At 33.4% G+C, this 25,275-nt stretch carries 21 protein-coding genes; 16 read left to right on the forward strand and 5 right to left on the reverse strand.

Going from position 1 to position 25,275, the window contains the following annotated elements:
• Positions 1-32: 32 nt before the first annotated feature.
• The 6 genes from thiC to thiH are packed head-to-tail and all read left to right on the forward strand — an operon-like array spanning position 33 to position 5,876.
• Positions 33-1,892 carry a phosphomethylpyrimidine synthase ThiC gene (gene thiC / locus AWE51_RS17305; protein ID WP_066315859.1) on the forward strand — a complete coding sequence of 620 codons (1,860 nt, stop codon included), beginning with the start codon at positions 33-35 and terminating at the stop codon, positions 1,890-1,892.
• 41 nt (positions 1,893-1,933) lie between these two features.
• A complete protein-coding gene (locus AWE51_RS17310) occupies positions 1,934-2,533 on the forward strand; it encodes a thiamine phosphate synthase (protein ID WP_066315861.1) in 600 nt (199 codons plus the stop codon).
• 23 nt (positions 2,534-2,556) lie between these two features.
• Positions 2,557-3,330, forward strand: a complete 774-nt coding sequence (locus AWE51_RS17315) for a hydroxymethylpyrimidine/phosphomethylpyrimidine kinase (RefSeq protein ID WP_066315863.1) — start codon at positions 2,557-2,559, stop codon at positions 3,328-3,330.
• 8 nt (positions 3,331-3,338) lie between these two features.
• Positions 3,339-3,992 (forward strand): thiamine phosphate synthase, encoded by a 654-nt coding sequence (gene thiE / locus AWE51_RS17320; protein ID WP_066315865.1) that lies wholly within the window; start codon positions 3,339-3,341, stop codon positions 3,990-3,992.
• Complete coding sequence (locus AWE51_RS17325) at positions 3,985-4,758, forward strand: thiazole synthase (RefSeq protein WP_066315867.1); 774 nt, start codon at positions 3,985-3,987, stop codon at positions 4,756-4,758. The genes thiE and AWE51_RS17325 overlap by 8 nt, the downstream gene beginning before the upstream one ends.
• 5 nt (positions 4,759-4,763) lie before the next feature.
• On the forward strand, positions 4,764-5,876 hold the full coding sequence (thiH, locus tag AWE51_RS17330; RefSeq protein WP_066315869.1) for a 2-iminoacetate synthase ThiH: 1,113 nt from the start codon (positions 4,764-4,766) through the stop codon (positions 5,874-5,876).
• Positions 5,877-5,890: 14 nt separating this feature from the next.
• Here thiH and AWE51_RS17335 read toward each other — a convergent pair whose 3' ends face one another.
• Positions 5,891-6,322: a hypothetical protein gene (locus AWE51_RS17335; protein ID WP_066315876.1), complete on the reverse strand. Its 432-nt coding sequence runs from the start codon at positions 6,320-6,322 to the stop codon at positions 5,891-5,893.
• 120 nt (positions 6,323-6,442) lie between these two features.
• On the opposite strand from AWE51_RS17335, the gene greA reads away from it, so the two are divergent.
• The 3 genes from greA (at position 6,443) to AWE51_RS17350 (ending at position 7,856) form a co-directional block, all read left to right on the forward strand.
• Complete coding sequence (greA, locus tag AWE51_RS17340; RefSeq protein ID WP_066315878.1) at positions 6,443-6,919, forward strand: transcription elongation factor GreA; 477 nt, start codon at positions 6,443-6,445, stop codon at positions 6,917-6,919.
• A 133-nt stretch (positions 6,920-7,052) separates the two neighbouring features.
• Positions 7,053-7,442 (forward strand): HIT family protein, encoded by a 390-nt coding sequence (locus tag AWE51_RS17345; protein ID WP_066315880.1) that lies wholly within the window; start codon positions 7,053-7,055, stop codon positions 7,440-7,442.
• A 3-nt stretch (positions 7,443-7,445) separates the two neighbouring features.
• Entirely contained in the window at positions 7,446-7,856 is a 411-nt protein-coding gene (locus tag AWE51_RS17350) for an acyl-CoA thioesterase (protein WP_066315881.1), read from the forward strand.
• Positions 7,857-7,871: 15 nt separating this feature from the next.
• On the opposite strand, the gene AWE51_RS17355 is transcribed toward AWE51_RS17350, so the two are convergent.
• Positions 7,872-8,231, reverse strand: a complete 360-nt coding sequence (locus tag AWE51_RS17355; protein WP_082832495.1) for a hypothetical protein — start codon at positions 8,229-8,231, stop codon at positions 7,872-7,874.
• Between the two features lie 96 nt (positions 8,232-8,327).
• A complete protein-coding gene (locus AWE51_RS17360; RefSeq protein ID WP_066315886.1) occupies positions 8,328-9,518 on the reverse strand; it encodes a sensor histidine kinase in 1,191 nt (396 codons plus the stop codon).
• 119 nt (positions 9,519-9,637) lie between these two features.
• Here AWE51_RS17360 and AWE51_RS17365 point away from each other — a divergent pair, with 119 nt between their 5' ends.
• From AWE51_RS17365 to AWE51_RS17395, 7 genes are all read left to right on the forward strand, one after another.
• The gene (locus tag AWE51_RS17365) at positions 9,638-10,513 is read left to right on the forward strand and encodes a flavin reductase family protein (protein WP_066315888.1); all 876 of its coding nucleotides are present in this window, start codon (positions 9,638-9,640) and stop codon (positions 10,511-10,513) included.
• Between the two features lie 10 nt (positions 10,514-10,523).
• The gene (locus tag AWE51_RS17370; protein WP_066315890.1) at positions 10,524-10,904 is read left to right on the forward strand and encodes a DUF3127 domain-containing protein; all 381 of its coding nucleotides are present in this window, start codon (positions 10,524-10,526) and stop codon (positions 10,902-10,904) included.
• 215 nt (positions 10,905-11,119) lie between these two features.
• Positions 11,120-11,758: a leucyl/phenylalanyl-tRNA--protein transferase gene (gene aat, locus AWE51_RS17375; RefSeq protein ID WP_066315892.1), complete on the forward strand. Its 639-nt coding sequence runs from the start codon at positions 11,120-11,122 to the stop codon at positions 11,756-11,758.
• Between the two features lie 38 nt (positions 11,759-11,796).
• Positions 11,797-12,450 carry a uracil phosphoribosyltransferase gene (gene upp, locus AWE51_RS17380; RefSeq protein WP_066315893.1) on the forward strand — a complete coding sequence of 218 codons (654 nt, stop codon included), beginning with the start codon at positions 11,797-11,799 and terminating at the stop codon, positions 12,448-12,450.
• A 772-nt stretch (positions 12,451-13,222) separates the two neighbouring features.
• A complete protein-coding gene (locus tag AWE51_RS17385; protein ID WP_066315896.1) occupies positions 13,223-16,312 on the forward strand; it encodes a SusC/RagA family TonB-linked outer membrane protein in 3,090 nt (1,029 codons plus the stop codon).
• Positions 16,313-16,321: 9 nt separating this feature from the next.
• On the forward strand, positions 16,322-17,827 hold the full coding sequence (locus AWE51_RS17390; RefSeq protein ID WP_082832496.1) for a RagB/SusD family nutrient uptake outer membrane protein: 1,506 nt from the start codon (positions 16,322-16,324) through the stop codon (positions 17,825-17,827).
• 195 nt (positions 17,828-18,022) lie between these two features.
• Positions 18,023-21,370, forward strand: coding sequence for a VCBS repeat-containing protein (locus AWE51_RS17395; protein WP_082832497.1), 3,348 nt, complete (start codon positions 18,023-18,025; stop codon positions 21,368-21,370).
• Between the two features lie 7 nt (positions 21,371-21,377).
• Here the strand turns inward: AWE51_RS17395 and AWE51_RS17400 are convergent, their stop codons facing one another.
• Positions 21,378-21,941 (reverse strand): DNA-3-methyladenine glycosylase I, encoded by a 564-nt coding sequence (locus AWE51_RS17400; RefSeq protein ID WP_066315901.1) that lies wholly within the window; start codon positions 21,939-21,941, stop codon positions 21,378-21,380.
• 11 nt (positions 21,942-21,952) lie between these two features.
• Positions 21,953-25,201, reverse strand: coding sequence for a S41 family peptidase (locus tag AWE51_RS17405; RefSeq protein WP_066315903.1), 3,249 nt, complete (start codon positions 25,199-25,201; stop codon positions 21,953-21,955).
• Positions 25,202-25,275: the final 74 nt, after the last annotated feature.

A 25,275-nucleotide genomic window follows, 5' to 3' on the forward strand; every position in this document is an offset into this window, starting at 1 on the left:
TAAACAATAAAAGCTCAAAACAATAATTACCCATGAAGAAAAAGGATACCGCACCAAAGGGAAATGTAATTTCTACAACACCATTTCCTAATTCTAAGAAAATCTATGTGTCAGGAACGATTCATCCACAAATCAAAGTAGCAATGCGTGAGATTTCATTAGATGATACAACTGATAGTTTTACCGGAAAAAAAATACCTAATCAATCAGTAACCGTATACGATACAAGTGGTCCTTATACAGATCCTTTAAAGGAGATTGATGTGCATAATGGTATAGAGCGTATACGAGAACAATGGGTTTTAGATCGTAACGATGTAGAAGAGCTGGATGCGTTTTCATCAACATATTGTAACGAAAGGCTTAATGATTCTAGTTTGGATCATTTAAGATTTAATCATTTACATAAGCCAAAAAGAGCAAAAGAAGGCAAGAATGTTTCGCAGATGTATTATGCAAAACAAGGCATTATTACTCCCGAAATGGAATATGTAGCAATGCGCGAAAACCAAAAATTACAAGAAGTACAAAGGCTATCTAAACAACACCCTGGGCAAGATTTTGGAGCTAGTATACCAGAAGTTATTACACCAGAGTTTGTAAGAGAAGAAGTAGCCAGAGGCCGAGCGGTAATACCATCTAATATTAATCACCCAGAAGCAGAACCAATGATTCTAGGGCGAAATTTTTTGGTTAAAATTAATGCAAACATTGGAAATTCAGCTACAACATCTAGCATTGAAGAAGAGGTAGAAAAAGCGGTTTGGGCATGTCGTTGGGGTGCCGATAATATAATGGATCTTTCTACAGGTAATAATATCCATGAGACACGAGAGTGGATTATTCGTAATTCTCCGGTGCCTATAGGAACTGTGCCTATTTATCAGGCTTTAGAAAAAGTAAATGGTAAAGCCGAAGATCTTACTTGGGAGATTTTTAGAGATACCTTAATTGAACAAGCAGAACAAGGAGTTGATTACTTTACCATTCATGCAGGTGTTAGATTGGCTTATGTGCCTATGACAGCAAAACGAATTACGGGAATAGTTTCTAGAGGTGGATCAATTATGGCAAAATGGTGCTTAGCACATCACAAAGAGAGTTTTTTATATACACATTTTGAGGATATTTGTGAGATTATGAAAGCGTATGATGTTGCATTCTCTTTAGGAGATGGTTTACGACCAGGTTGCATCGCAGATGCTAATGATGAAGCTCAATTTGCAGAATTAGAAACCTTGGGTGAATTAACAAAAATAGCTTGGAAACATGATGTTCAAACTTTTATCGAAGGCCCTGGTCATGTGCCAATGCATATGATTAAAGCAAATATGGATAAGCAATTAGAAGCATGTGGAGAAGCTCCTTTCTATACTTTAGGTCCTTTAACTACAGATATCGCTCCAGGGTATGATCATATAACTTCAGGTATTGGAGCGGCTATGATTGGGTGGTACGGAACGGCAATGCTTTGTTATGTAACTCCAAAAGAACACTTAGGATTGCCAAATAAAGAAGATGTGCGTACAGGTGTAATTACATATAAGTTAGCGGCTCATGCTGCAGATTTAGCAAAAGGACATCCAGGAGCTCAGCATAGAGATGATGCATTGAGTAAAGCGCGTTTTGAGTTTAGATGGGAAGATCAGTTTAATCTGGCACTCGATCCTGAAAAAGCAAGAGAGTATCATGATGAAACTTTACCTGCCGAAGGTGCTAAAATCGCCCATTTCTGTAGTATGTGTGGACCAAAGTTTTGTTCAATGAAAATATCACAAGAAGTACGTGATTATGCCGCAAAAAAGGAAATCAATGATCAAAAAGCTCTTGAAGCCGGAATGCAAGAAAAAGCAGAGGAGTTTAAAGAGAAGGGAAGCGAAGTATACCTATAATTAAAAAGTAATATCAGGGATTTATAAATCAGAAAAACTTTATGTTAATAGTACTAACATCAGAAAAACCATTAACAAATGAAGCAGAACAAATTAATAATTTATTTAAGGCTGGTCTAGAAATATTGCATTTGCGTAAACCAACGTTTACCATTGATGGTTATCGTGCGTTATTAGACCAAATCGATGCAAAATATCATAATAAAATTATGATACATCAATTTCCTGAGTTAACGATAGATTATAATCTTAGAGGTATACATTTACAAGAACAAGCAAGGTTAGATTTAGAAGATGCATTGGAGGTAACTGCCAAAATATATACCAATAAAGGCTTTGCAGTAAGTAGTTCTTTTCATTCTAAAGAAGATATTAAAAATTGTTCTGTTGATTTTGAATATGTACTATTAAGCCCTGTTTTTGGGTCTATTTCTAAAGCTGGATACAAAGGAAAAGGCTTTGATGTTACGGATTTGGATGCATTCGTTATCGGAATGGGAGGGGTCAATGAAGACACATTACAAGCAACTTTTGATTTAGGGTTTAAAGGAGTAGGTGTTTTAGGTGGTATATGGAATACAGAAGACTCGTTAGAGAGTTTTTTAAAGATCAATAAAGTCAATAGTCAGCTAGTAAAATGAAACCTGACCATTAGAAATACAAAATGAAAAATCGCCCATATACATTAACTATTGCAGGTTTTGATCCTTCTGGAGGTGCGGGGTTAATGGCAGATGTAAAAACCTTTGAGTCATTAAAGTGTTATGGACTTGCTGTGCAAACAGCAAATACGGTACAAAATGATATTAAGCTTATTGCATGCCAGTGGATTGATATATCTATTATTCAAGGACAGCTAGAGTTGTTGTTTGAACGTTTTGTTATAGATTTTGTGAAAATTGGGATTGTTAAAAACTGGGAGATTTTAAATGAGATAATAGATATACTACTGGATAAAAATAGTAGTATTAAAATAATCTTAGATCCAGTGTTACGATCAAGTTCGGATTTTGAATTTCATAGCCGATCATCAAAACAAGAGTCAGTAAATGAAAACTATTTTGAAGAAATATTAAAAAAAATATACCTACTCACTCCCAATTATCAAGAAATAGAGAAGTTGTATACTGATAGAAGTATAGAAGAAACTATCAAACATATAAGTGGCGTTACAAATCTATTTTTAAAAGGTGGACATCGAAAAGAGGCTATAGGAAAAGATGAATTGTTTACTAGCACAGGAAAATATTTTATATTAAACCCTAAAGAAGAAAAGGTCTTTTCAGAAAAACATGGTAGCGGTTGTGTACTATCTTCTGCAATAACAGCATATCTAGCACATGGGTTTCCATTGTTGAAATCATGTTTTAGAGCCAAAAGATATACAGAAAAAGTATTAAGTTCTAATAAAAGCTTATTAGGATATCATAAGATGTAATTATACAGATGAAAGAAGTAAGTCTTCAATATATATCCCAAGGAAAAACACCAAATGACCATCTTTATCATATAGAAGAAGTGTGTAAAGCAGGAGGTGCTTGGATACAATTAAGGTTAAAAGATGTTGATATGGTAACCTACTTAGATACCGCCTTAAAATGCCGAAAAATTTGCGATCAATATAATGCCATAATGATTGTGAATGATAATGTTAGTATTGCTAAAGCTATCTTGGCAGACGGTGTTCATTTGGGATTAGAAGATATGGATCCTGTTGAAGCTCGTAAAATATTAGGAGCTAATTTTATAATAGGAGGTACAGCCAATACGATAAAAGATTGTATGCAACACGATATGAACGGAGTAGATTATATAGGATTAGGACCTTTTAGGCACACAACTACAAAAAAGAAACTAAGTCCAATACTAGGAAATGAAGGCTATGCAAAAATAATCACTGAGTTTAAAAATCAGAATTCTGAGATGCCTATTGTAGCGATTGGAGGAATAGATTACAACAATATTTCAGGACTTATAAATGCAGGTGTTTCTGGAATTGCAGTTTCAGGAATGTTGACAAACAAGAAAAACTTGAAAGAAAAAATAGAAGACGTAAAATCACTAATTTCTAGTGAGCTAAAATTAAAGTGTAATGGATAAGCTAAGAATTGTAGATAAAGAATTTTCGTCAAGATTATTTACAGGAACAGGAAAATTTAGTTCTTCGGTGTTAATGAAAGAAGCATTAGTTCGGGCCGAAAGTGAATTGGTTACGGTAGCCTTAAAGCGTGTTGATATTCATGATAAAAATGATGATATCGTATCACATTTAGATCATCCTAAAATTAACCTTTTGCCTAACACTTCTGGCGTTAGGGATGCAAAAGAAGCTGTTTTTGCAGCACAATTGGCAAGAGAAGCTCTTGAAACAAACTGGATAAAATTAGAGATTCATCCAGATCCTAAATACTTATTACCAGATCCGATAGAGACACTAAAAGCTACAGAAGAATTAGTAAAACTCGGGTTCGTGGTAATGCCGTATATTCATGCTGATCCTGTCTTGTGTAAACGACTAGAAGATGTAGGTGTGCAATGCGTTATGCCATTAGGGGCTCCTATTGGTAGCAATAAAGGATTAAAAACATTAGAGTTTTTAGAAATTATTATTGATCAAAGTAATGTTCCTGTAGTAGTGGATGCAGGTATCGGTAGCCCGTCACATGCAGCACATGCTATGGAGCTTGGTGCCGATGCAGTCCTGGTAAATACTGCTATTGCTGTATCCAGACAACCGGTTATGATGGCAGAAGCATTTAAAATTGCTGTACAGGCGGGTCGAATGGCATATGAGGCAAAATTAGCACCCGTTCAACAACATGCCCATGCAAGTAGTCCATTAACTTCATTTCTAACCGAAAGTTAACCGATATGACATCTTTCAAAAGTATTTTTGATCAATATAATTGGGAAGAAACGCTATCTGATATTCTTTCTAAAAAGGAAGAAGATGTGATTAGGGCTATTCAAGCAAATAAGCGTACTCTAGAAGATTTTAAAGCACTTATCTCTCCTGCTGCAAAACCATATTTAGAAGAAATGGCTCAGTTAAGCCGTTATACTACAAAGAAACGTTTCGGAAATACTATTCAAATGTACGCACCAATGTATTTGAGTAATGAATGTCAGAATATATGCACATATTGTGGGTTTAGTATGACCAATAAAATTCCGAGAAGAACATTAACAGATGCTGAAATTCTAAGGGAGGTTGAGTTTTTAAAATCTAAAGGTTATGACCATATATTATTAGTTACAGGAGAAGCTAATAAGACAGTAGGTGTCGATTATATCAATAATGCAATAAGGCTAATACGATCAAAATTTGCAAACATTACTATTGAAGTTCAGCCAATGGATCAGGAAGACTATGAGCAATTAATAGATAATGGATTATATGCGGTATTGGTATATCAAGAAACATATCATAGGGCCGAATATAAGAAGCATCACCCTAAAGGAAAGAAATCCAATTTTAACTATCGATTAGAGACTCCTGATAGATTGGGAAGGGCAGGGATTCATAAAATAGGTTTAGGAGCTCTTTTTGGATTAGAAGATTGGAGAGCAGATAGTTTTTTTACTGCATTACATTTACTGTACTTACAAAAGACCTATTGGAAAACTAAGTACTCTATATCGTTTCCTAGATTGCGACCTCATAGTGGTGGATTAGAGCCTAAGGTTGTAATGACAGATGCAGATCTAGTACAACTCATATGCGCGTTTAGGTTATTTGATGAAGATGTAGAGCTATCTATGTCCACAAGAGAAAGTGAAGTCTTTAGAGAGCATATAGTTTCTCTTGGAATTACATCAATTAGTGCAGAGTCTAAAACTAATCCAGGTGGATATGTTGTAGAACCGCAATCTTTAGAACAGTTCGAAATTTCTGATGACCGTCCGACAGAAGAAGTTGTACAAATGTTGAAAAACCAAGGACTCGAAGTGGTCTGGAAAGACTGGGCGAATAATTGGAAATAGTAAATGGAGTTTACCTAATTTGACACATTCAATGTGTTACCATTCTTTGTAACACGGTATGCTAAGAGTGGGTTTCCTCCTTCTCCTCTAATTTGTTGTCCAAATGATGCGATTTCATAAAGATTTTCATTTCCGCAATTAGATGAAGCTCTAGTGCCTTCAACTTTAAGAGCAGAACAATCACTAGGAGATATATTCGGGTCGCTTAATTCGTATGCAAAAAATTGCTGGTCATTTTGATTATAAATAATCACACCACGTATTCCTCTTCCATCTGTTCTATCCACAAAAATACCTCCCGGAAACCTCAGATTATTGTATTGGGGAAGGTCAAGGTTAATTTGAAAATTAACCGCTATATTAGGCAGGAAAGGGTTGTTTTGATCATCGTCTCCGCTACAGGATAATACTAAAAGAGCAGCGAATAAAAATACTAACTTTTTCATAAGACTATTATTGTTTTGCCAAAATACGTAAATTTGTAATCTTCCGTAAATTTTTTGTTATCTTTGGATAACAAATCCCATTCTCGTGGGATTTTTTGTATTTATATAAACGATGAAGTTATGAGCAAAGTATCTTATTATACTGCAGAAGGGCTAAAAAAGTTAAGAGATGAATTAAATCAACTTAAAGATATAGAACGCCCAAAGGCATCTCAGGCAATAGCCGAGGCACGTGATAAAGGAGATTTAAGTGAAAATGCTGAATATGATGCAGCAAAAGAAGCACAAGGTCTTCTAGAAATGAGGATTTCTAAAATGGAAGCTACATTAGCTAATGCTAGATTAATTGATGAATCCCAACTAGATACTTCTAAAGTATTAGTGCATTCTACCGTTAAGATCAAAAATCAAACTAATGGAGCACAAATGACGTATAAATTGGTGGCACAAAGTGAAGCCGATCTTAAGACAGGAAAAATATCTGTAGATTCACCTATAGGTAAAGGACTACTTGGTAAAAGTGTAGGAGAAATAGCAGAAATTCAGGTTCCTAATGGAGTGATGAAATTTGATATTGTTGAAATTTCAAGAGAATAAATAGATGTTTATTAAATAATATTTAATGCCTTTTTTGAGAATAATCAAAAAAGGCTTTTTTATGATTTAGAGATAAGTATAATACAGATAAAAGAACTATATTTCGGAATCATAATCCAACTAAAATTTTATAATGCCTACCCTGTTCACTAAAATCGCTAATGGCGATATTCCGTCCTATAAGGTTGCCGAGGATGAAAATTTCTTTGCATTTTTAGATATTAACCCTAATGCAAAGGGGCATACGCTTTGTATTCCAAAAATAGAAGAAGATAAAATATTTGACCTTGATGAAGATACGTATTTAGGTTTAATGAGCTTTTCTCGTAAAGTAGCTAAGGCTATAGAAAAAACGGTGTCATGCAAACGTGTGGGGATTGCCGTTGTAGGACTCGAAGTTCCTCATGTTCATGTCCACTTAATCCCAATTAATGAAATGAAAGAAATGACATTTCAGCATAAAATATCTATGGAAGAATCAGACTTTAAAGCACTTGCTTTAGAAATTCAATCTAATTTATAAGTAATGCAAGATTTAGAGTTTAAATTATCCTTGACTCTTAGAATAGATTGGAGCGAAATGGACACATATCAACATGTTAATAATGTAAATTTCATGAAGTATATGCAAAGTGCTCGTGTTCAATTTTGGGATGTTACAGGCTTAGCAAAGCTGTATTCTGAAACTAAAAAAGGGCCAATGTTAGTATCAACTAAATGTGATTTTAAACATCCTCTTTTTTTTCCTGGAAACGTAACTATTAAAACCAAAGTCGAGTTTATAAAGAACTCAAGTTTTGGTTTGTATCATCATCTTTATAATGATGAAGGATTACTCTGTGCACAAGGTCATGATGTAGCGGTTTGTTTTGATTTTAACATTGATAAAACTTTTCGAATTACAGAAGAATTGCGACAGGTAATGTCTAAATATTAAGGAATATTTATTTTATTAGATTCCTAAAATATCTGGATGATATAAATATGTGTATCCTAACCCTACGATAAGTAGTACTATGATGAGTAGACTATAAAACAGCCCGGTAAATTTTGTCGATGATGGGATAGATGTAATGGTCTTTTTATGATATTCATATACTCGTTCAATATCAAGAGTCCATTGTCCAGGGTAGATTTGATTTTCACACTTTGTGCACTCAATATGATCTATGATATGTTTCTTTGTTTTAATCAGAAACTTTGTTTTTAATTTTTGTTGTTTAAAAGAAAGTACCATTCCATCGGTAGAGTAACATTCAGGGCAGTTATTGGTAAGAGTGGTTTCTTTTAATGTAATATATTCGGTTTTCACGATCTATATGATTTAATAGCTAAGTAGATTTGTATAACGTTTTGTAGAAAATATTGTTATACTATTTGGTCTTTAATCTTATACTTTTATAAAATATTATAAAGAATCGATACCCGATTTTGGAAGTGTTATTTGAAAAGTTGATCCTTTATCTATTTCGGATCTAAGTACTCTAATTCTTCCGGGATGATATTCTTCAATGATCCTTTTAGCTAAGGATAACCCTAGCCCCCAACCTCTTGTTTTAGAGGTGTAGCCTGGCTCAAATATTTTTGTAAATTTACTTTTAGGAATACCCTTTCCGGTATCATGAACTTTAATAAATACTCGTTTTGGGTCATCAGTTAATTCAATCTTAAGGTCTCCTTTTCCTCGCATTGCATCAATGGCATTTTTTACTAGATTTTCTATTGTCCAGCTATATAATTGAGAATTAAGAGATACATTAATTGGATCGTTAGGTAGATTTATAGAGAAATTGATTAATTTCGAACTTCTAGATTGTAAATAGGTATAGGCATCTTTAGTTTCTTGCACAATATCAACCTCTTCTAATTTTGGGATAGATCCTATTTTTGAAAAGCGTTCTGTTATTACTTTTAATCTTGAAATATCTTTTTCAATTTCTATAATATATTCAGGATTTACATTTTCGGCTTTTAAAATTTCATTCCAACCTACTAATGAAGATAATGGTGTACCTATTTGGTGAGCAGTTTCTTTTGCCATACCTGCCCAAAGTTTATTTTCTTTACTAGCATTAGAAGTTGTGAAAAAGAAATAGATAACGCCTATTAATAGAAGTAAAATTAGAGCAATGGCTAACGGGTAGTATTTTAATTTATTTAAAATATCAGAATGCCCATAATAAATATATTGTACCGTATCTCTTAAATCTATTTCTATAGGCTTATTCTGAGATTTTAGATTATTTAAATAAGAGGTTAATTTACTCTCATTTTCAATTATGTTTTCTGATATATTTTGGAAATAACTAGGGTCTGGTTTCCCTATAGAATCTCTAATAAAATCTCCTTTAAAATCGGTAATTATTATAGGAATTGATCGATTTGTAGCACTTATTAAAATAGATAATTCTAGATAATCATCAGACTGTTCAGAGTTTAAAGCTTCTTGTGATTGAGCCCATATTTCTATTTTAGTACGTTCATCATCTTTAAAGCGTTCTAAAAATAGAGAGGTACTCCACAAAGCTAAAGCCGTTATTACTACAACAGCTATAATAATAAAATAGCTTGAAAAATTGCGCTCATCAGAGAAATTCATATAGACCCGTTAACTAAATCTTAAATATAAACGTTTTTAGACAATTTTATTGCCCATATACCTTAATACTAAAAGTCTGTTCTAAACTTTAATTATCTTTGTTGAATATAATATAAATTATGATCAAAATTAATCCTTCTGAGGTTTCAATAGGAAAATTACACGGTATGATGCTTGGAGCGATTGGTCCAAGACCGATTGCATTTGCTAGTACAATAGATGCCGATGGAAACTCTAATTTATCTCCTTTTAGCTTTTTTAATGTTTTTAGTGCTAATCCGCCAATACTTATTTTTTCTCCAGCGCGTAGAGTTAGAGACAATACAATAAAGCATACTTTAGAAAATGTAAAAGCGATAAAAGAAGTTGTGATTAATATTGTAAACTATGATATTGTACAGCAAATGTCGTTGTCAAGTACAGAATACCCCGAAGGAGTTAATGAATTTGAGAAATCTGGACTTACAATGGTTGCATCAGAGAAAGTTTCTCCATATCGTGTAGGAGAATCTCCAGTGCAATTTGAGTGTAAGGTTAATGAAATTGTAGCAATGGGAGAAGAAGGAGGTGCAGGGAATTTAATTATTTGTGAAGTGCTTTTAATGCATGTAAACAAAAATATATTAGATGAAGACGGGAAAATAGATCAACATAAAATAGATCAAGTAGCTCGAATGGGAGGAAATTGGTATACAAGAGCTAATAAAGGTATGTTTGAAGTCCCTAAACCTCTTAGTACGATTGGTATAGGTGTAGATGAGTTACCTTTGACTATAAAAAATAGTAATGTTTTTACAGGAAACGATTTAGGTAAATTGGCAAATGTAGAAAAGATACCCCAAAAAACAGGGGCTTTGCAATTTGTTAATAACCATAGTGATATAAAGGTTAGAATAGAGCAAGCTAACCAAATAGAAATTCATAGATTTGCAAAGCAATATCTAGATCAAGATGATATAGATATAGCATGGAATATTTTATCAGCAAAATTATAATATAGTAGAGATGGAAGTACAAGGTAAAGTAAAAATGATCGGTGAGACACAAACCTTTGGTAGTAATGGTTTTAGAAAGAGAGAAATAGTAGTAACTACTGAAGAGCAATATCCACAACATATCATGGTAGAGTTTGTTCAGGACAAATGTGACTTATTAAATCCTTTTCAAGTTGGACATGATGTAAAAATTAGCATCAATTTACGTGGTAGAGAATGGGTAAACCCACAAGGTGAAACTAAGTATTTTAATTCAATACAAGGATGGAGAATAGAAAGTTTACAGCCAGCCGCACCTTCAGGTGGAGCACCAGCAGCAGTGCCGCCAGCAGACGCTTTCGAACCAGCTACAAACATTACTCAAGACGAACATGATGATTTACCATTTTAATCTATTATAGTTCTTCATGTATATTAAAAGTAAAAAGTCCGATAGAAATATCGGACTTTTCATATTATAGTTTTAGGTTAACCTTTTAATAAAACTCAAAAAAGCAATGATGAACAAAATTTATCTTAAAAGGCCTTAACAAATATTGGGATTATTTTGGTTAATTCAAACAAGTAATTGATATTTAACGTTATAGAAACATCTGCTTTTTTATTTTGTATATCTTAACAAATACATTACAATTTCCTTCTGTGAACCATGCTGATATTGATGGATTATTAGCTGTGGGTGGAGATTTATCAACTGATAGATTAGTAGAAGCTTATACCAATGGTATTTTTCCGTGGTATAACGAAGATCAACCTATATTGTGGTTTAGTCCAGATCCTAGAATGGTGTTGTTTCCTAAAGAGTTACATATAAGTAAAAGTATGAAGCAATTATTAAGAAAAGATCAGTTCGAGGTTACATTTAACAAGGATTTTGATACTGTTATATATAATTGTGCAACAGTTAAAAGAGTAGAGCAGGATGGGACATGGATAACAAATGACATGCAAAAAGCCTATAAAAAAATGCACATATTAGGATATGCGATATCTGTAGAAGTCTGGTTTGATAGTGAACTAGTAGGAGGACTTTATGGAATCTGGTTAGCCGATAAAAAAATATTTTGTGGAGAGAGTATGTTTTCTAAAGTAAATAATGCATCTAAATTTGGCTTTATTAAATTGGTCGAATGGTTAAAACAAAAAGAAGTAAATTTAATTGACTGTCAAGTGTATACAGATCATTTGGCGAGTCTAGGTGCAAGAGAAATTTCAAGAGCAGAGTTCTTGACATTTTTAAAATAAAAAACACCATTTTTAAACTGTTTTAAAATAACACAAGGATGATCATTCATAATTTAGGATTAGAAGATTCAATTTTAAATCAATTTATTTTAGAAGTAAGAGATGTACAGATACAAAAAGATGCCATGCGATTTAGAAGAAACATTGAGCGTATTGGAGAAATCTTGGGTTATGAATTAAGTAAACTTCTTAGCTTTGAAGAAAGAATTATTCAGACTCCTTTGGATAAGATAAAGGTATCTGTTCCTTATGATAAACTTGTATTATTTGCAATTCTAAGGGCGGGATTACCGTTGCATCAAGGGCTACTTAATTATTTTGATCGTGCAGAAAATGCATTTATTTCAGCATATAGACATCATAAAAATAATGAAGACAATTTCGAAATTATCATAAAATACTTAGCCTCCCCTTCGATTCAGGATAAAATTGTTATTCTTGCGGACCCTATGCTCGCTACAGGAAAAACGCTAGAAAATACGTTAAATGCCATTAAAGAAAATGGTATACCTAAACAAATACATATAGTTTCAGTTATTGGTTCTAAAACTGGTGTAGAATATATACAAAAAGTGTTTCCAAAAAATACACATTTATGGATAGGTGCTATAGATGACAAACTTAATGAAAAGAGTTATATCATTCCTGGTTTGGGAGATGCAGGAGATCTATCTTACGGAGTTAAAATATAGTCTCTTACCATAGTTTTTTATCTTTAGCTTAACTAGAACACTACTTGCCATATTGAGATAGAAAACCCAAGACGATAATTGCTTTTTAAAGAACAACTTAAGTAATTAGAATATGATTCTTCATAGTAGGTTCCCTGTTCCTCATATCAAAATTCTCATGAGTCTTTTAAAAGAGACTGTCAAATCATAAATAACAAAAAAGTAATTTGTGTTTTTTAATACGAATTATTCAAAATAATACGGTGAATCTTTAGAATTCAATTTTTGTTTTATGATATAAAGAAACGATTTGACAATAATAGTTCTTAATATGGTATCTAGGAGAATGATAAAAAGAGAAAGATTTGTGCTGCTTTTTGTGAACTATACAATTACTTTGTGAAAGATCTAAACTATTCTTAATGTTTTTAAGATTTTTTGACTTCATTTTTGCGTAATATAAAGACCATAATTCCTTTACAATTTATTAACAAACTCTTATTTAGTGTTAATATCAAATAACCCAAAAGTTAATATTTTTTTAAAGTAAGAAAACACCATTTTTTTTGAATATAAAAATTTGATAAACAGGGGTTTATACAATTAAAATCGTACGGTTTAACCGCAGTAAAATACTTGTCAGTATATATAAAATTATGCTTTACACTGTTTTATTTGTAAAACGATCTTATCAAAACCTCATTAACTTTTGTTTATTTTAACAAAATAAATTTGGTCGATAAAATATTAAAAATCTACTCACTAATAATATGATTAATTTAAAACAAACTAAATGAATGCAAAATATGTAAGAGAATTACTTTTCGTCTTAATTGTATTGTCCATAAATATAGGTTTTGGACAAACAGTTACGGGAGAAGTTACAAGTTCGGGAACACCTTTGCCAGGGGCTAGTATAGTGGTTAAGGGTACTACAAATGGAACGCAAACAGACTTTGATGGTAGATATACGCTTAGTAATTTTGCCGATGATGCTATAATGGTAATAAGTTATTTAGGATTTATTACTCAAGAAATTCCAATCCAAAATAGAGAGGTTATTGATATTGTACTCGTTGAAGATGCCGAGGCCTTAAGCGAAGTAGTAGTTGTAGGATATGGTACACAAAGAAGATCTGATTTAACAACCTCTATATCCACAATTTCATCTGAAAAATTGGCAGAGATTCCTTCTACAGATATTGGACAAGCACTTCAAGGTAGAGCAGCAGGGGTTACCGTAACTAATGGGGGTTCACCAGGTGAAAGAAATGCGGTTCGAATTAGAGGATTAAGTACATTTGGTAACGGAGACCCACTTTATGTTGTAGACGGTGTTTTTACTACAAGTATTAGTAATATTAGCCCTGCATCAATTAAAAAGGTTGATGTGTTAAAAGATGCGGCTGCGGCTGCCGTTTATGGTTCTAGAGGATCAAACGGTGTTATTATTATAACAACAGATAAAGGGAAGGAAGGAAAACCAAAATTTAATTTCAATACATATACTGGATGGCAACGTTCTAATAAAAGATATGATGTATTAAATACTGCGCAGTATATTCAATATATTAGTGAGATTAATGCACAAGGACAAGTGCCTAATGCCGGAGGTACAACCATTGATATTATAAATGATAACCCAAATTTTAATGGTAATGGAGTAGAGACTGATTGGCAAGACGCATTATTTCGTAGTGCCCCAATTACTAGTCATGACTTTAATGTTTCAGGTGGTTCAGAGAAAGCGACTTATAGTTTTGGAGCCTCTGTATTTGATCAGGATGGGATTTACATAGATACTAATTTTAAACGATATACTTTTAATGCAAATAGTGAATTTAAAATTACCGATAAGTTTAAAGTCGGTGAAACATTTGCTTTAGGTTTTACAGAAAGAGTAGCACCTCAAGTGAGTGATGGTAGGGAGCCATTATTAAACGTATTAGCTTCTGCACCATATACACTTATTAGAAATGCTGATGGGTCATTTTCTGGACAAACCGATGCAGATAACAATAATGCTAGAAACCAGATTCGTGTTCAGGACTCTGATGATAATTTATCAAGAAATACATCTATTATTGGTTCTTTATATGCAGAGTATGAATTACTCGAAGGGTTGAAATTTAGAACGCAATTTGGTTTAGATGCTTTTTACTTCTTACAAGATAATATTCTTAGAGCATATGATGAAGGAGGGCAATTTAGTAAACCAAATACTGATATTTCTAAAACTAGAGCAAACCAAATATCAAGAATATTTACAAATTCTTTAAGTTACAACAATACTTTTGGAGATGTGCATAATATAGGTGCAACATTGGTTTCTGAAAGACAGGATATTAAATTTCAGACTTTAACGGCTTCAAGTACAAATGATGTTACAAATTTAATAAATGAGTTAGTTGGAACAGGTGGTACAAGTAGTTTAACAGAAGAAGAAGTGTTGATTTCATATTTAGGTCGTTTAAATTATGCCTATGATGGAAAGTATTTAGTTTCAGGATCTATTCGACGAGATAAATCATCACTGTTTGGACCAAATAATCAAGTAGGATGGTTTCCTGCAGCGTCAATAGGTTGGGTAGTTTCAAAAGAGTCATTTTTAATAGATAATCCAGTAATTAATAACTTGAAATTAAGAGCGAGTTATGGGGTTACAGGTAATAATAGAATTCCAAGAGATGTTGCTAATGCTAATGTAGCTTTTCAGTTAAACTATCCAATTGGAGGGCAAACGCAGTTAGCCAGTGGATTAAGTGGTATTGCAAACCCTGATGTAAAATGGGAAGAAGGGATCAAACAAAATTTTGGTTTTGATTTAGGGTTATGGAACAATAAAGTAACATTATCTGGAGATTATTTTATCAATGAAAGTAATGATCTTTTAGTTTCTGAACCTACACGACCTAGTATAGGTGGTGGAGGTGGTAATGCTGGTTTACCTGTAATTAGAAATGCTGCAAATATTCAAGTTGACGGATTCGAATTAACTTTAGGATATACCGATAGTGAAGGAGATTTTACTTGGGGAGCAAGTGCTAATATAACTTTTGCCGAAAGTGAAGTAAAAAGTATTGGTCGTAACGATCAGATCTTACAAGGACGTATTAACCCTCTTGAAGCGAGTGTGAGTAGATTAGCTGTAGGAGAGCCTTTATATCATTTCTTCGGACTAGTATTTGATGGGGTGTATTCCACAGAGCAAGATATAATTGATGATCTAGGAGCCGATAATCTTGATGATTTTTCAGGAACATCTACAGCATCTTATTTAGTTAGACCTGGTGATGTTCGTTACAGAGATATAAATGGTGATGGAGATATTACCGATGAAGATAGAACTATTATTGGTGATCCTAATCCTGATTTTACATATGCAATAAACCTAAATGCTGCATATAAAGGTTTTGACTTATCTGCATTAATTACGGGTGTTCAAGGAGCAGATGCTTTTAATACTAATGTTTTTAACCTACAAGGACAAGAAGGTGTTTTAAATAGAGGTGTAGAAGTTTTAGATCGTTGGCAAGCTCCAGGAGATGTTACTAATGTACCTAGGTTTAGATTTGGTAGAAATACAAATAATGATATATCAACACGTTTTGTTGAGGATGCATCTTATGCAAGGTTAAAAAATGTTACCTTAGGGTACTCGTTATCTAGTAATGTTTTGGATAGAGCTTTTAATGGACATTTAAGTAAAATTAGAGTCTATGTGCAATCTCAAAACCTTGTTACACTTACAGATTATTCTGGATTAGATCCAGAAATTGAACCTTTTTACTCCGCTGCAGGTATTATCGAAGGTCTTAATATCGATAGAGGAAGAGGACCACAACCTGTCACTTTTTTAACAGGGCTACAAATTGAATTTTAAAATAAAGTTATGAAAAAGCGATTAATTCTTAAATTAACATGTACAATGGTAGTGGCTATGCTATTCATTGTATCATGTGACGATGATGCTGTTGTATTGAATAATAATGAGATTCCGCAGGCTACATTCTTTAGTACGCTTGATGCAGCAGGCTTAGCTTCTGCAGCAAATGCTACTTATGTGCATTTCCAAACGCAAGGTTTATACCAACGTTTTGGATATATTTTACCCGACACTTTTGGAGATGAGATGGTGCCTTCTGGGGATCCAAATTTTTTACCGTCTTATGAATATAGAATTTCACCAGAATTAGATCAAACAGCTTTGTTATGGACACAAGCCTATAATGGTATTGCAAGATGTAATTTTTTAATTCGTAATGAGCAATTGATAAGAGATAGAGTGGCAAATTCAGATTTTACAGATGCCGATGTTACTAATAGAATTGGTGAAGCAAGATTTGTTAGAGGATTGTTTTATTTTATTCTGGTAAAACGATATGGTGGTGTGCCTTTAGAACTTGAGGCAGAAACGTCAATAACGGGTGTGCCAAGATCTACCGTAGATCAAGTGTATGATGTTATTATTAACGATCTTACGATGGCATCTAATATGTTGTTTAGTAAAGGTGCTACAGAGAATGGAAGAGCTACAAGAGGTGCGGCTTTTGGAATGTTAGGTAAGGTATATTTACAAAGAAAAATGTATAATGAAGCCCAAACTGCTTTAGCTCAAGTGTCTGGATATAGTTTATTATCTAAAGAAAACTATAGAGATAATTTTAATGATGGCGGAGAGTTTAATGATGAGTCCATGTTTGAAGTTATTTTTAATGGAGAGGCAGAAAATAATGCGCAATGGAATGCAAATGGTGAAGGAGTTGCCGAAGTAACATTTCATGCTCAAGAATATTCTGGATGGGGAAATGCAAGACCTTCTCAAAAAATGATAGATGAGTTTGAAGATGATGATCATAGATTAGCAGATGCTATTTTACAACCTGGTGATACCTTTGGGGCAGCCAATGATCAGATAAAAGACGATGGTAACGTTTGGTTTAAATTTTCACAATTGTACGAGAATAATGCAACAGTACCAGAAGGAGCAACAAATGCTAGAGTATTACGATATGCAGATGTAGTTTTGATGCAGGCTGAAGTTGAAAATAGGTTAGGAAACGATCCACAAGCAATAGCTTTTCTAAATCAACTAAGAACACGTTCAGAACTTCCTTTATATGGATCAGCAGAAATGGATTCTAGAGGGTATCCAGTAGATACTCCGGATAATGTCTTTAGAGCAATTGTACATGAGCGTATGGTTGAACTATGTGCAGAACAACAAAGATTTGATGATTTAATCCGATGGGATTTAGATGCGCAAGAATTAGCCACAGACGATAGCGGTAACCCAAGAGGATATAATCCTGATGTTCATCGATTAATGCCAATACCGCAGGTCGAAATTGATACGAATGAAGAATTAAATTCTTCGGATCAGAATCCAGGATACTAAATTACTAATATAGAGTAGTTTGATTTGTTTTTTAAAGGGCAGAGACATGTCTGTCTTTGCCCTTTTTATAGTTTACGTTCTTTTTTGTATAAGAAAAGGACATTTCTTTCATAAATATTTACTTTAGCATTTATCAATAAACTATCATTAAGTATATATGTTATGGTAGTTGGTACTTTTTAATTTTTTGATGCTATGAAAAAGGTTACGGGATATATAGTTGGAGTGTTATTTATTTTTTTTGTTTGGAGTTGTGACAAAGACCTCAAACCAACAAAAAATAATAGTACTGATGCTAAGGTAAATCATGTCAAAATTTTCAAAAAACTAGCTGCAGATAGTACAGGAATAAAGTTTTCTAACAATCTTCTTGAAAATGATACTTTAAATTACTTTACGTACCCTTACCTCTATATGGGCGGGGGTATTTCTGCAGGAGATATTAATAATGATGGTCTCATTGACCTTTTCTTTACCGGAAATATGGTTGAAAACAAACTATATTTAAATAAAGGAAATCTACAGTTTGAGGACATAACAGCTAAAGCAGGCATATCTGGTGATAACCGATGGTTTACAGGGACAACTATGGCAGATGTAAATAATGACGGTTATTTGGATATTTATTGTATGGTTGCTGGGCAATCAAATCCTAAAGATAATCTGTTATTTATAAATAATGGAGATATGACTTTTACTGAAAAAGCAAAAGAATATAACCTAAACGATATTGGTAATAGTGTAGATGCCTCCTTTTTTGACTATGATTTAGATGGAGATCTAGATGTATATGTAGCAAATTATCCAATTACTCCTTTTCAATATAATAGTTATAATTATAAAATGCGAATGGATAGGGTAACAGATGAAGAAACAGATAACCTATATCGAAATGATGGAGGACATTTTACTAAAGTTACCAACGAATCAAATGTAAGATTATATAGTTTATCATTAAGTGTAACAGTAAGTGATCTTAATCAGGATGGATGGCCTGACTTATATGTTTCTAATGATTTTGGTACACCTGATTGCTTATATCTAAATAATCAGGATGGAACTTTTAAAAATGCTATTAAAGAATCAACAGAGCATACATCATTTTACGGAATGGGAGTGGATATAGCCGATTTTAATAATGATGGGTTGATGGATATTCTACAAATGGATATGGATGCAGCCTCAAATAGACGTTCAAAAGCAAATATGGCTAGTATGAACCCCAAATTGTTCGAAAATATTGAGAAAGTTGGTTTTCAGTATCAATATATGCAAAACACTTTACAACTTAATTCGGGAATCCTTAAAGATAAAACTCCAAAGTTTAGTGATATATCAAGACTGGCAGGGTTATCTTCAACAGACTGGAGTTGGGCTCCATTGTGGGCAGATTTAGATAATGATGGTTTTAAAGATATTTTTATTTCTAATGGAACCAGAAGAGAAATTAACAACAAAGATTATTTTGCTGCTTTAAAAGGAGAAAAGAAAAACAAGGATAGTCTCTTGGTAAAAAGCCTTAGAATTCCTTCAGAAAAAATTGATAATTATGTATTTCGTAATAAAAAAGATCTAACCTTCGAACAAGCCAATGACTATTGGGGTATTTCGCATAAAGGATTTTCTAATGGGGCGGTGTATGCTGATCTTGACAATGATGGAGATTTAGAAATTATTACGAATAATATAGATGAAATGCCTTCCGTATTTGAAAATACAAGTTCACAAATTAATAATTATCTAACGGTTAAATTAAAGGGTAGTGATAAAAATAAATTCGGATTAGGAGCTAAAGTAATTCTTAAATCTCAGGAACTTATACAGACTCAAGAGCTGACTTTAAGTCGAGGTTTTCAATCCTCTGTAGCTCCACAGTTACACTATGGTTTAGGGACATTAAATACAATAGATGAGCTCAAAGTTATTTGGCCAAACGGAAATGAACAAATAATAAAAGATGTTGCTGTAAATCAAGCGATTACTCTTTATTTTTCAGAAGGTTCTAAAGCAATAGTAGAAAGTAATAACCCTGACAAAAAACATTTATTTGATAGCTTTTCTGATACACTTGTTTTGTACAAACACAAAGAAAATAGATTTAATGACTTTAAGTTAGAAGTATTATTACCTCATAAAACTTCGCAATTCGGTCCAGGTATAGCCGTTGGTGATTTAAATGGCGATACATTAGATGATTTTTATATAGGTGCAGCTTCAAAATATCCTGGAGGTATGTTTTTTCAAAAACCTGATGGTAGTTTTGAACAGCAGAAAACTAAAATTTTGATTGCTGATCGAGCTTTCGAAGATATGGGAGCATTGATTTTTGATCCAGATAATGATGGCGATAATGATCTTTATATCGTAAGCGGAGGTAACGAATTTGGATATAATAGTAATATGTTGCAAGACCGGCTGTATATTAATGATGGTAACGGTAATTTTAGAAAAAGTACGAATGCATTACCCCATATGATCACAAGTGGTGGTCGAGTGTATACGAACGATTTTGATCATGATGGAGATTTAGATCTTTTTGTTGGAGGAAGATTATTACCTACAAATTATCCTTACCCACCTGTTAGTCATATTCTTGAGAATGTAAGTGACAAGGGAATTCCTAAGTTTAAAGATGTTACATTAAAAGTAGCTCCGATGCTTAAAGAAAAATTTGGAATGGTTACCGCAGCTTCCTTTGTAGATTATGATAAAGATGGTTGGGATGATCTTGTTATTGTTGGCGAGTGGATGCCGATTAAAGTTTTAAGAAATAATAAAGGTAATTTTGAAGATGTTTCAGAAAGTTTAGGACTTAAAGATACTGCTGGTTGGTGGTTTAGTATTGCAAATGAAGATTTTGACAATGATGGCGATATTGATTTTATGGTAGGTAATCTTGGCTTAAACTATAAATATAAAGCAAAGGAAGATGAAACCTTTGATATTTATTTTAATGATTTTGATGGTAATAAAAGAAACGATATTGTATTGAGTTATTACAATGAAGGTAAAAAATACCCTGTGAGAGGGAGAGAATGTTCATCAGAGCAAATACCATCAATTAAAAAGAAATTCAAAAACTATAAAGAGTATTCGACAGCTACATTAACTGATGTTTACGATGAGAAAAAGCTAGAAAAAGGACTTCATTATCAAGTAAAATCATTTGCAAGTATATATTTAGAAAATGTAGATGGAAAATTTGAAATACATGAACTTCCTAATGAAGCCCAATTATCGCCTATAAATCAAATGTTAATCAAAGATTTTAATAACGATGGTCATCTAGATGTAGTAGCAGGAGGAAATTTATATGCTTCAGAAGTAGAAACTCCTCGCGCAGATGCAGGCCAAGGCGTTCTTCTTTTAGGAAATGGTAAAGGCTCTTTTACTTCGGTGCCTGCAGTAGATAGTGGTTTATTTACAGGAGGAGATGTAAAAGACCTAGCAATGATAAAAATAAAAGAACAGGACTACATTCTTTCTGTAAAGAATAATGATTTTTTACAGTTTATTAAATACAATGCACAATTAGAGGAGTAAGTATTGCTTAAACCTCATTATATCTAAAACAGCTAGTAGTGTGGTCATTGACCATGCCTATAGCTTGCATAAAAGCATACATGACAGTAGAGCCTACAAATTTAAAACCTCTTTTTTTAAGATCTTTGCTGATTTTATCCGAAATCTCTGTTGTTGCTGGGCATTCTTTGTGATGTTTCCAATTATTTTTAATGGGTTTTTGATTTACAAAAGCCCATATGTAAGCGTCAAAACTACCAAACTCTTCTTGAATTTTCATAAAGTTTTGAGCATTAGATATAGCCGAGTTTATTTTTAATTTATTACGAATAATGCCCGCATTTTGCATCAATTCTTCCCTTTTACGATCATCATAATTTGCTATAATCTGATAATCAAAATTATCAAAGGCAACTTTAAAATTATCTCTTTTACGTAGAATTGTAATCCAGCTTAATCCTGCCTGAAAAGTTTCGAGTACTAGAAATTCAAATAAAAGTTGCTCATCATGAAGAGGAGTTCCCCATTCGTTATCATGATAATTTTCGTATAATGCATCGCCTACACACCACCCACACCTATGTTTGTCCATACTAATTTGAATTAATTGTCTGTTTGATAGCCTTCAGGACGTTTCCAGCGTATTGGAGCTGTAGGTTCTGCTTTAATTTTGAATTCTTGAGTCTTTAATAAACGCATGGCTTCTTCAACTCCTTTTTCTAATTGTGGATCTTTTCCTTGTAGTACAGATTTTGGATCTTGTATAACTTCGATATCCGGAGCAACTCCTTCGCCTTCTACTGCCCAATTACCATTAACATCATAAAACCCACCTCTAGGGGCAACCATTCTACCTCCGTCTATAAAACGAGGAGTATCCCATGTACCTACAAGGCCACCCCAGGTTCTTGTTCCTACCAAAGGTCCTATTTTTTTAGCACGAAACATATAGGGTAATAAATCACCTCCAGAACCTGCTCGTTCATTAATAAGCATTACTTTAGGTCCCCAAATGCCGGCTATAGGTGTTGTCCAAGGGCGATTATCATGTGTTTTACTATTAAAGTACCCTAATAGTTCTCTGGACATAATATCGATCATATAATCTGCTGCAGAACCACCCCCATTATTACGCTCATCTATAATAACACCTTTTTTATCTTGTTGTGAAAAATAATACCTGTTAAAAGAGGTAAAACCAGAACCTGCTGTATTTGGTACATATACATATGCTAATTTACCACCAGATAATTTATCTACTTTTCTTTTATTAGCTTCGATCCAATCATACGTTCGTAATCCTCGCTCACTGCGAATAGGTTTTACAAGAATTTCTCTTGCATTTGTCGAGGAAGGAGAACTGCTTACTGTAAGAGTAGTTTCTCTACCCGCGGTTTGCTCTAATAAGCTATAGGGATTTATACTAAGATCCAATTTTTGATGGTTGATACTCAAAATATAGTCCCCCTCTTTTACATCAATACCAGGAAGTGATAAAGGAGCTTCTAGATCTGGATTCCAGCTTTCACCACTATAAATTTTTGTAATTCTATAAGCGCCATTATTAACTTCAAAATCACAACCAAGTAGTCCAACAGGTATTCGATCGATTTTAGGAGTATCTCCCCCAGATACATATGAATGTCCTATAGAAATTTCTCCACTCATAATATCAACCACATAGTTTAAATCGGTTCTGTGTCTTACATGTTTGATCCAAGGTGAATACCATTTGTATATTTCATCCCAAGGGGCTCCGTGTGTATTGTTTACATATAAGAAATCTCTCATATAGCGCCAACCTTCTTTAAAAATTTGATGATACTCTTCTGTAGGATTTACTTTTACTTTTAAATTCATTTTAAGCTTTCCGTCACCAGGTTTGGGCTTTGCACTAGTGCTTACAATCCTCCATGAATCTTTTTGATGTAATAAAGTGTTTTTTCGGTCTGATGAGGTTATCATATCTGATACGCCTTTAGCAAAGACTTCAGATTTCATATCTTTTATGGTGTACTTGTGAATCGTTAATTCGGGCTCATTAGGGACGTTTTCAGCTATGAAAATAACATTATCAGGTCCTTTTGCTAATCCGGCATATTGGCGTGCTTCTAATTTTAAGGCTACAATACGATTGTAAATACCATCTGCATCTATAGTTACTGTAACAGCATTTTTTGAGTCGTCTTTCTCTTTAAGTTCATCTTTTTCAGTACTTGTTTTTTCTAATACCTCTTCATCGGTTTTTGGTAAATTAGGAGCTTTGTCTGATTTAGAAAGAACAATAGCATATAAACTTCTTTCAACTTCTGTGTCATATGAGCTCATATCTAACCAACCTGATTGTAATCCATAATTTGTACTGGCCAAGAAATAAAGGTATTTTCCAGTTTTATCCCAAATGGGACTTATAGCATCAGCAATTCCATCGGTTAATTGGATAGTTTTTTTAGAATCTATGTTATAAGCAAAAATTGCTTTGAAATGACTCTTTAATTGTTTTGGATAGGCAATCCATTTACTATCAGGAGACCATACAGGATTTAATGTTCTATTGGGATGTGCGTAGTTGTCAGAAACTACTTTGTTTGCTTTTCCGGTAGTTAGATTAATAACCCAGATGTTATAATCTGTATCAGAATAAGCTATATGTGATCCATCAGGAGACCAATCTGGTCGAAAATAAAAAGTATGATTGGGCAGATCAAATACTTTTTTATTGTTTCCTTGTTGATCTGTAACGACTAGTTTGTATTCACCACTTGCATCAGAAAACCAAGCTATTTTATCTCCTTTTGGCGACCATATAGGAGCACGTTCTGCAGAAGCTGGTGCATTAGATAAATTACGCCAGGTTCCATTTTCTTTTGGAACACTAAATATCTCTCCACGGTGTTCAAAAATAGCTCGTTTACCTGTAGGAGAAATATTCGCGTTTGTTAATTGAGACGCAGTTATATTCTCCCATCTAGGTCTAGCAAAATTCATATCACCTTGTACCTGGATTTCTAATTGTTTAGTACTAGCGTTCTGAAGATCTATAAGGTGTAAATAACCACCTTGTTCGTATATAATTTTGTTGTTATGAGCATCTAGACTTTTGATGTCGAATTTCTTATGAAATGTGATTTGTTTTTCAGTTTTAGAAACGATATCATAGGACCATATGTTACTTACATAATCACGTTCTGAAAGATAATACACTGTATTGTTGATCCAAACAGGATCTAAATGTCTCTCTTTGGTAGTTTGAGGAGTTTTTGTCAGGTTGTTTGTCTCTAAATTTACAATCCATATCGGAAATGCTTGGCCTCCCCTATAATTACGCCATTCTAAGTCCCAAGAGGTAAAGGGTACGTATGCAACGTGTTTTCCATCTGGTGATACTTCTCCAGAACCTGCTCTCGGGATTCTAAACGGAAGAGGTAATCCTCCTTTAGGAGAAACGGTATAAAACTTATTTGTTTGCGTAGGATGACTTTCTCTTCCTGAACGAAAAAGAATAGTCCCTTCTGGAGTCCAACCTTGAACAAAATCACCCCCGGGGTGCCAAGTTAAACGTTTAGGTTCTCCTCCTCCAGATGGAATAGTGTAAACATCTGTATTACCATCATATTGGGCTGTAAAAGCTATTGTTTTTCCATCTTTAGAAAAATGAGGAGAAAACTCTGCTCCTTCATTACTGGTTAATCGTATAGCATTGCCCCCTTGCAATGAAGATTTCCACAAATCATTAGCGTATACAAAAACAACTTCTGTGTCTGAAATTGTAGGTTGTCTTAATAATTGTGTTCCTTGCGCTGTACTAACGATATAGACAAATATCGCGATGATAAAACATAATTTTTTCATAAAAAAGTGCCCCTTAAATTTTGAAGAAATGAAAATATTAAAAAAAAAGAAACGCGCTCATTTAATTTTATTAA

It is taken from the genome of Aquimarina aggregata (assembly GCF_001632745.1).
GTDB classification, from domain to species: Bacteria; Bacteroidota; Bacteroidia; order Flavobacteriales; family Flavobacteriaceae; genus Aquimarina; species Aquimarina aggregata.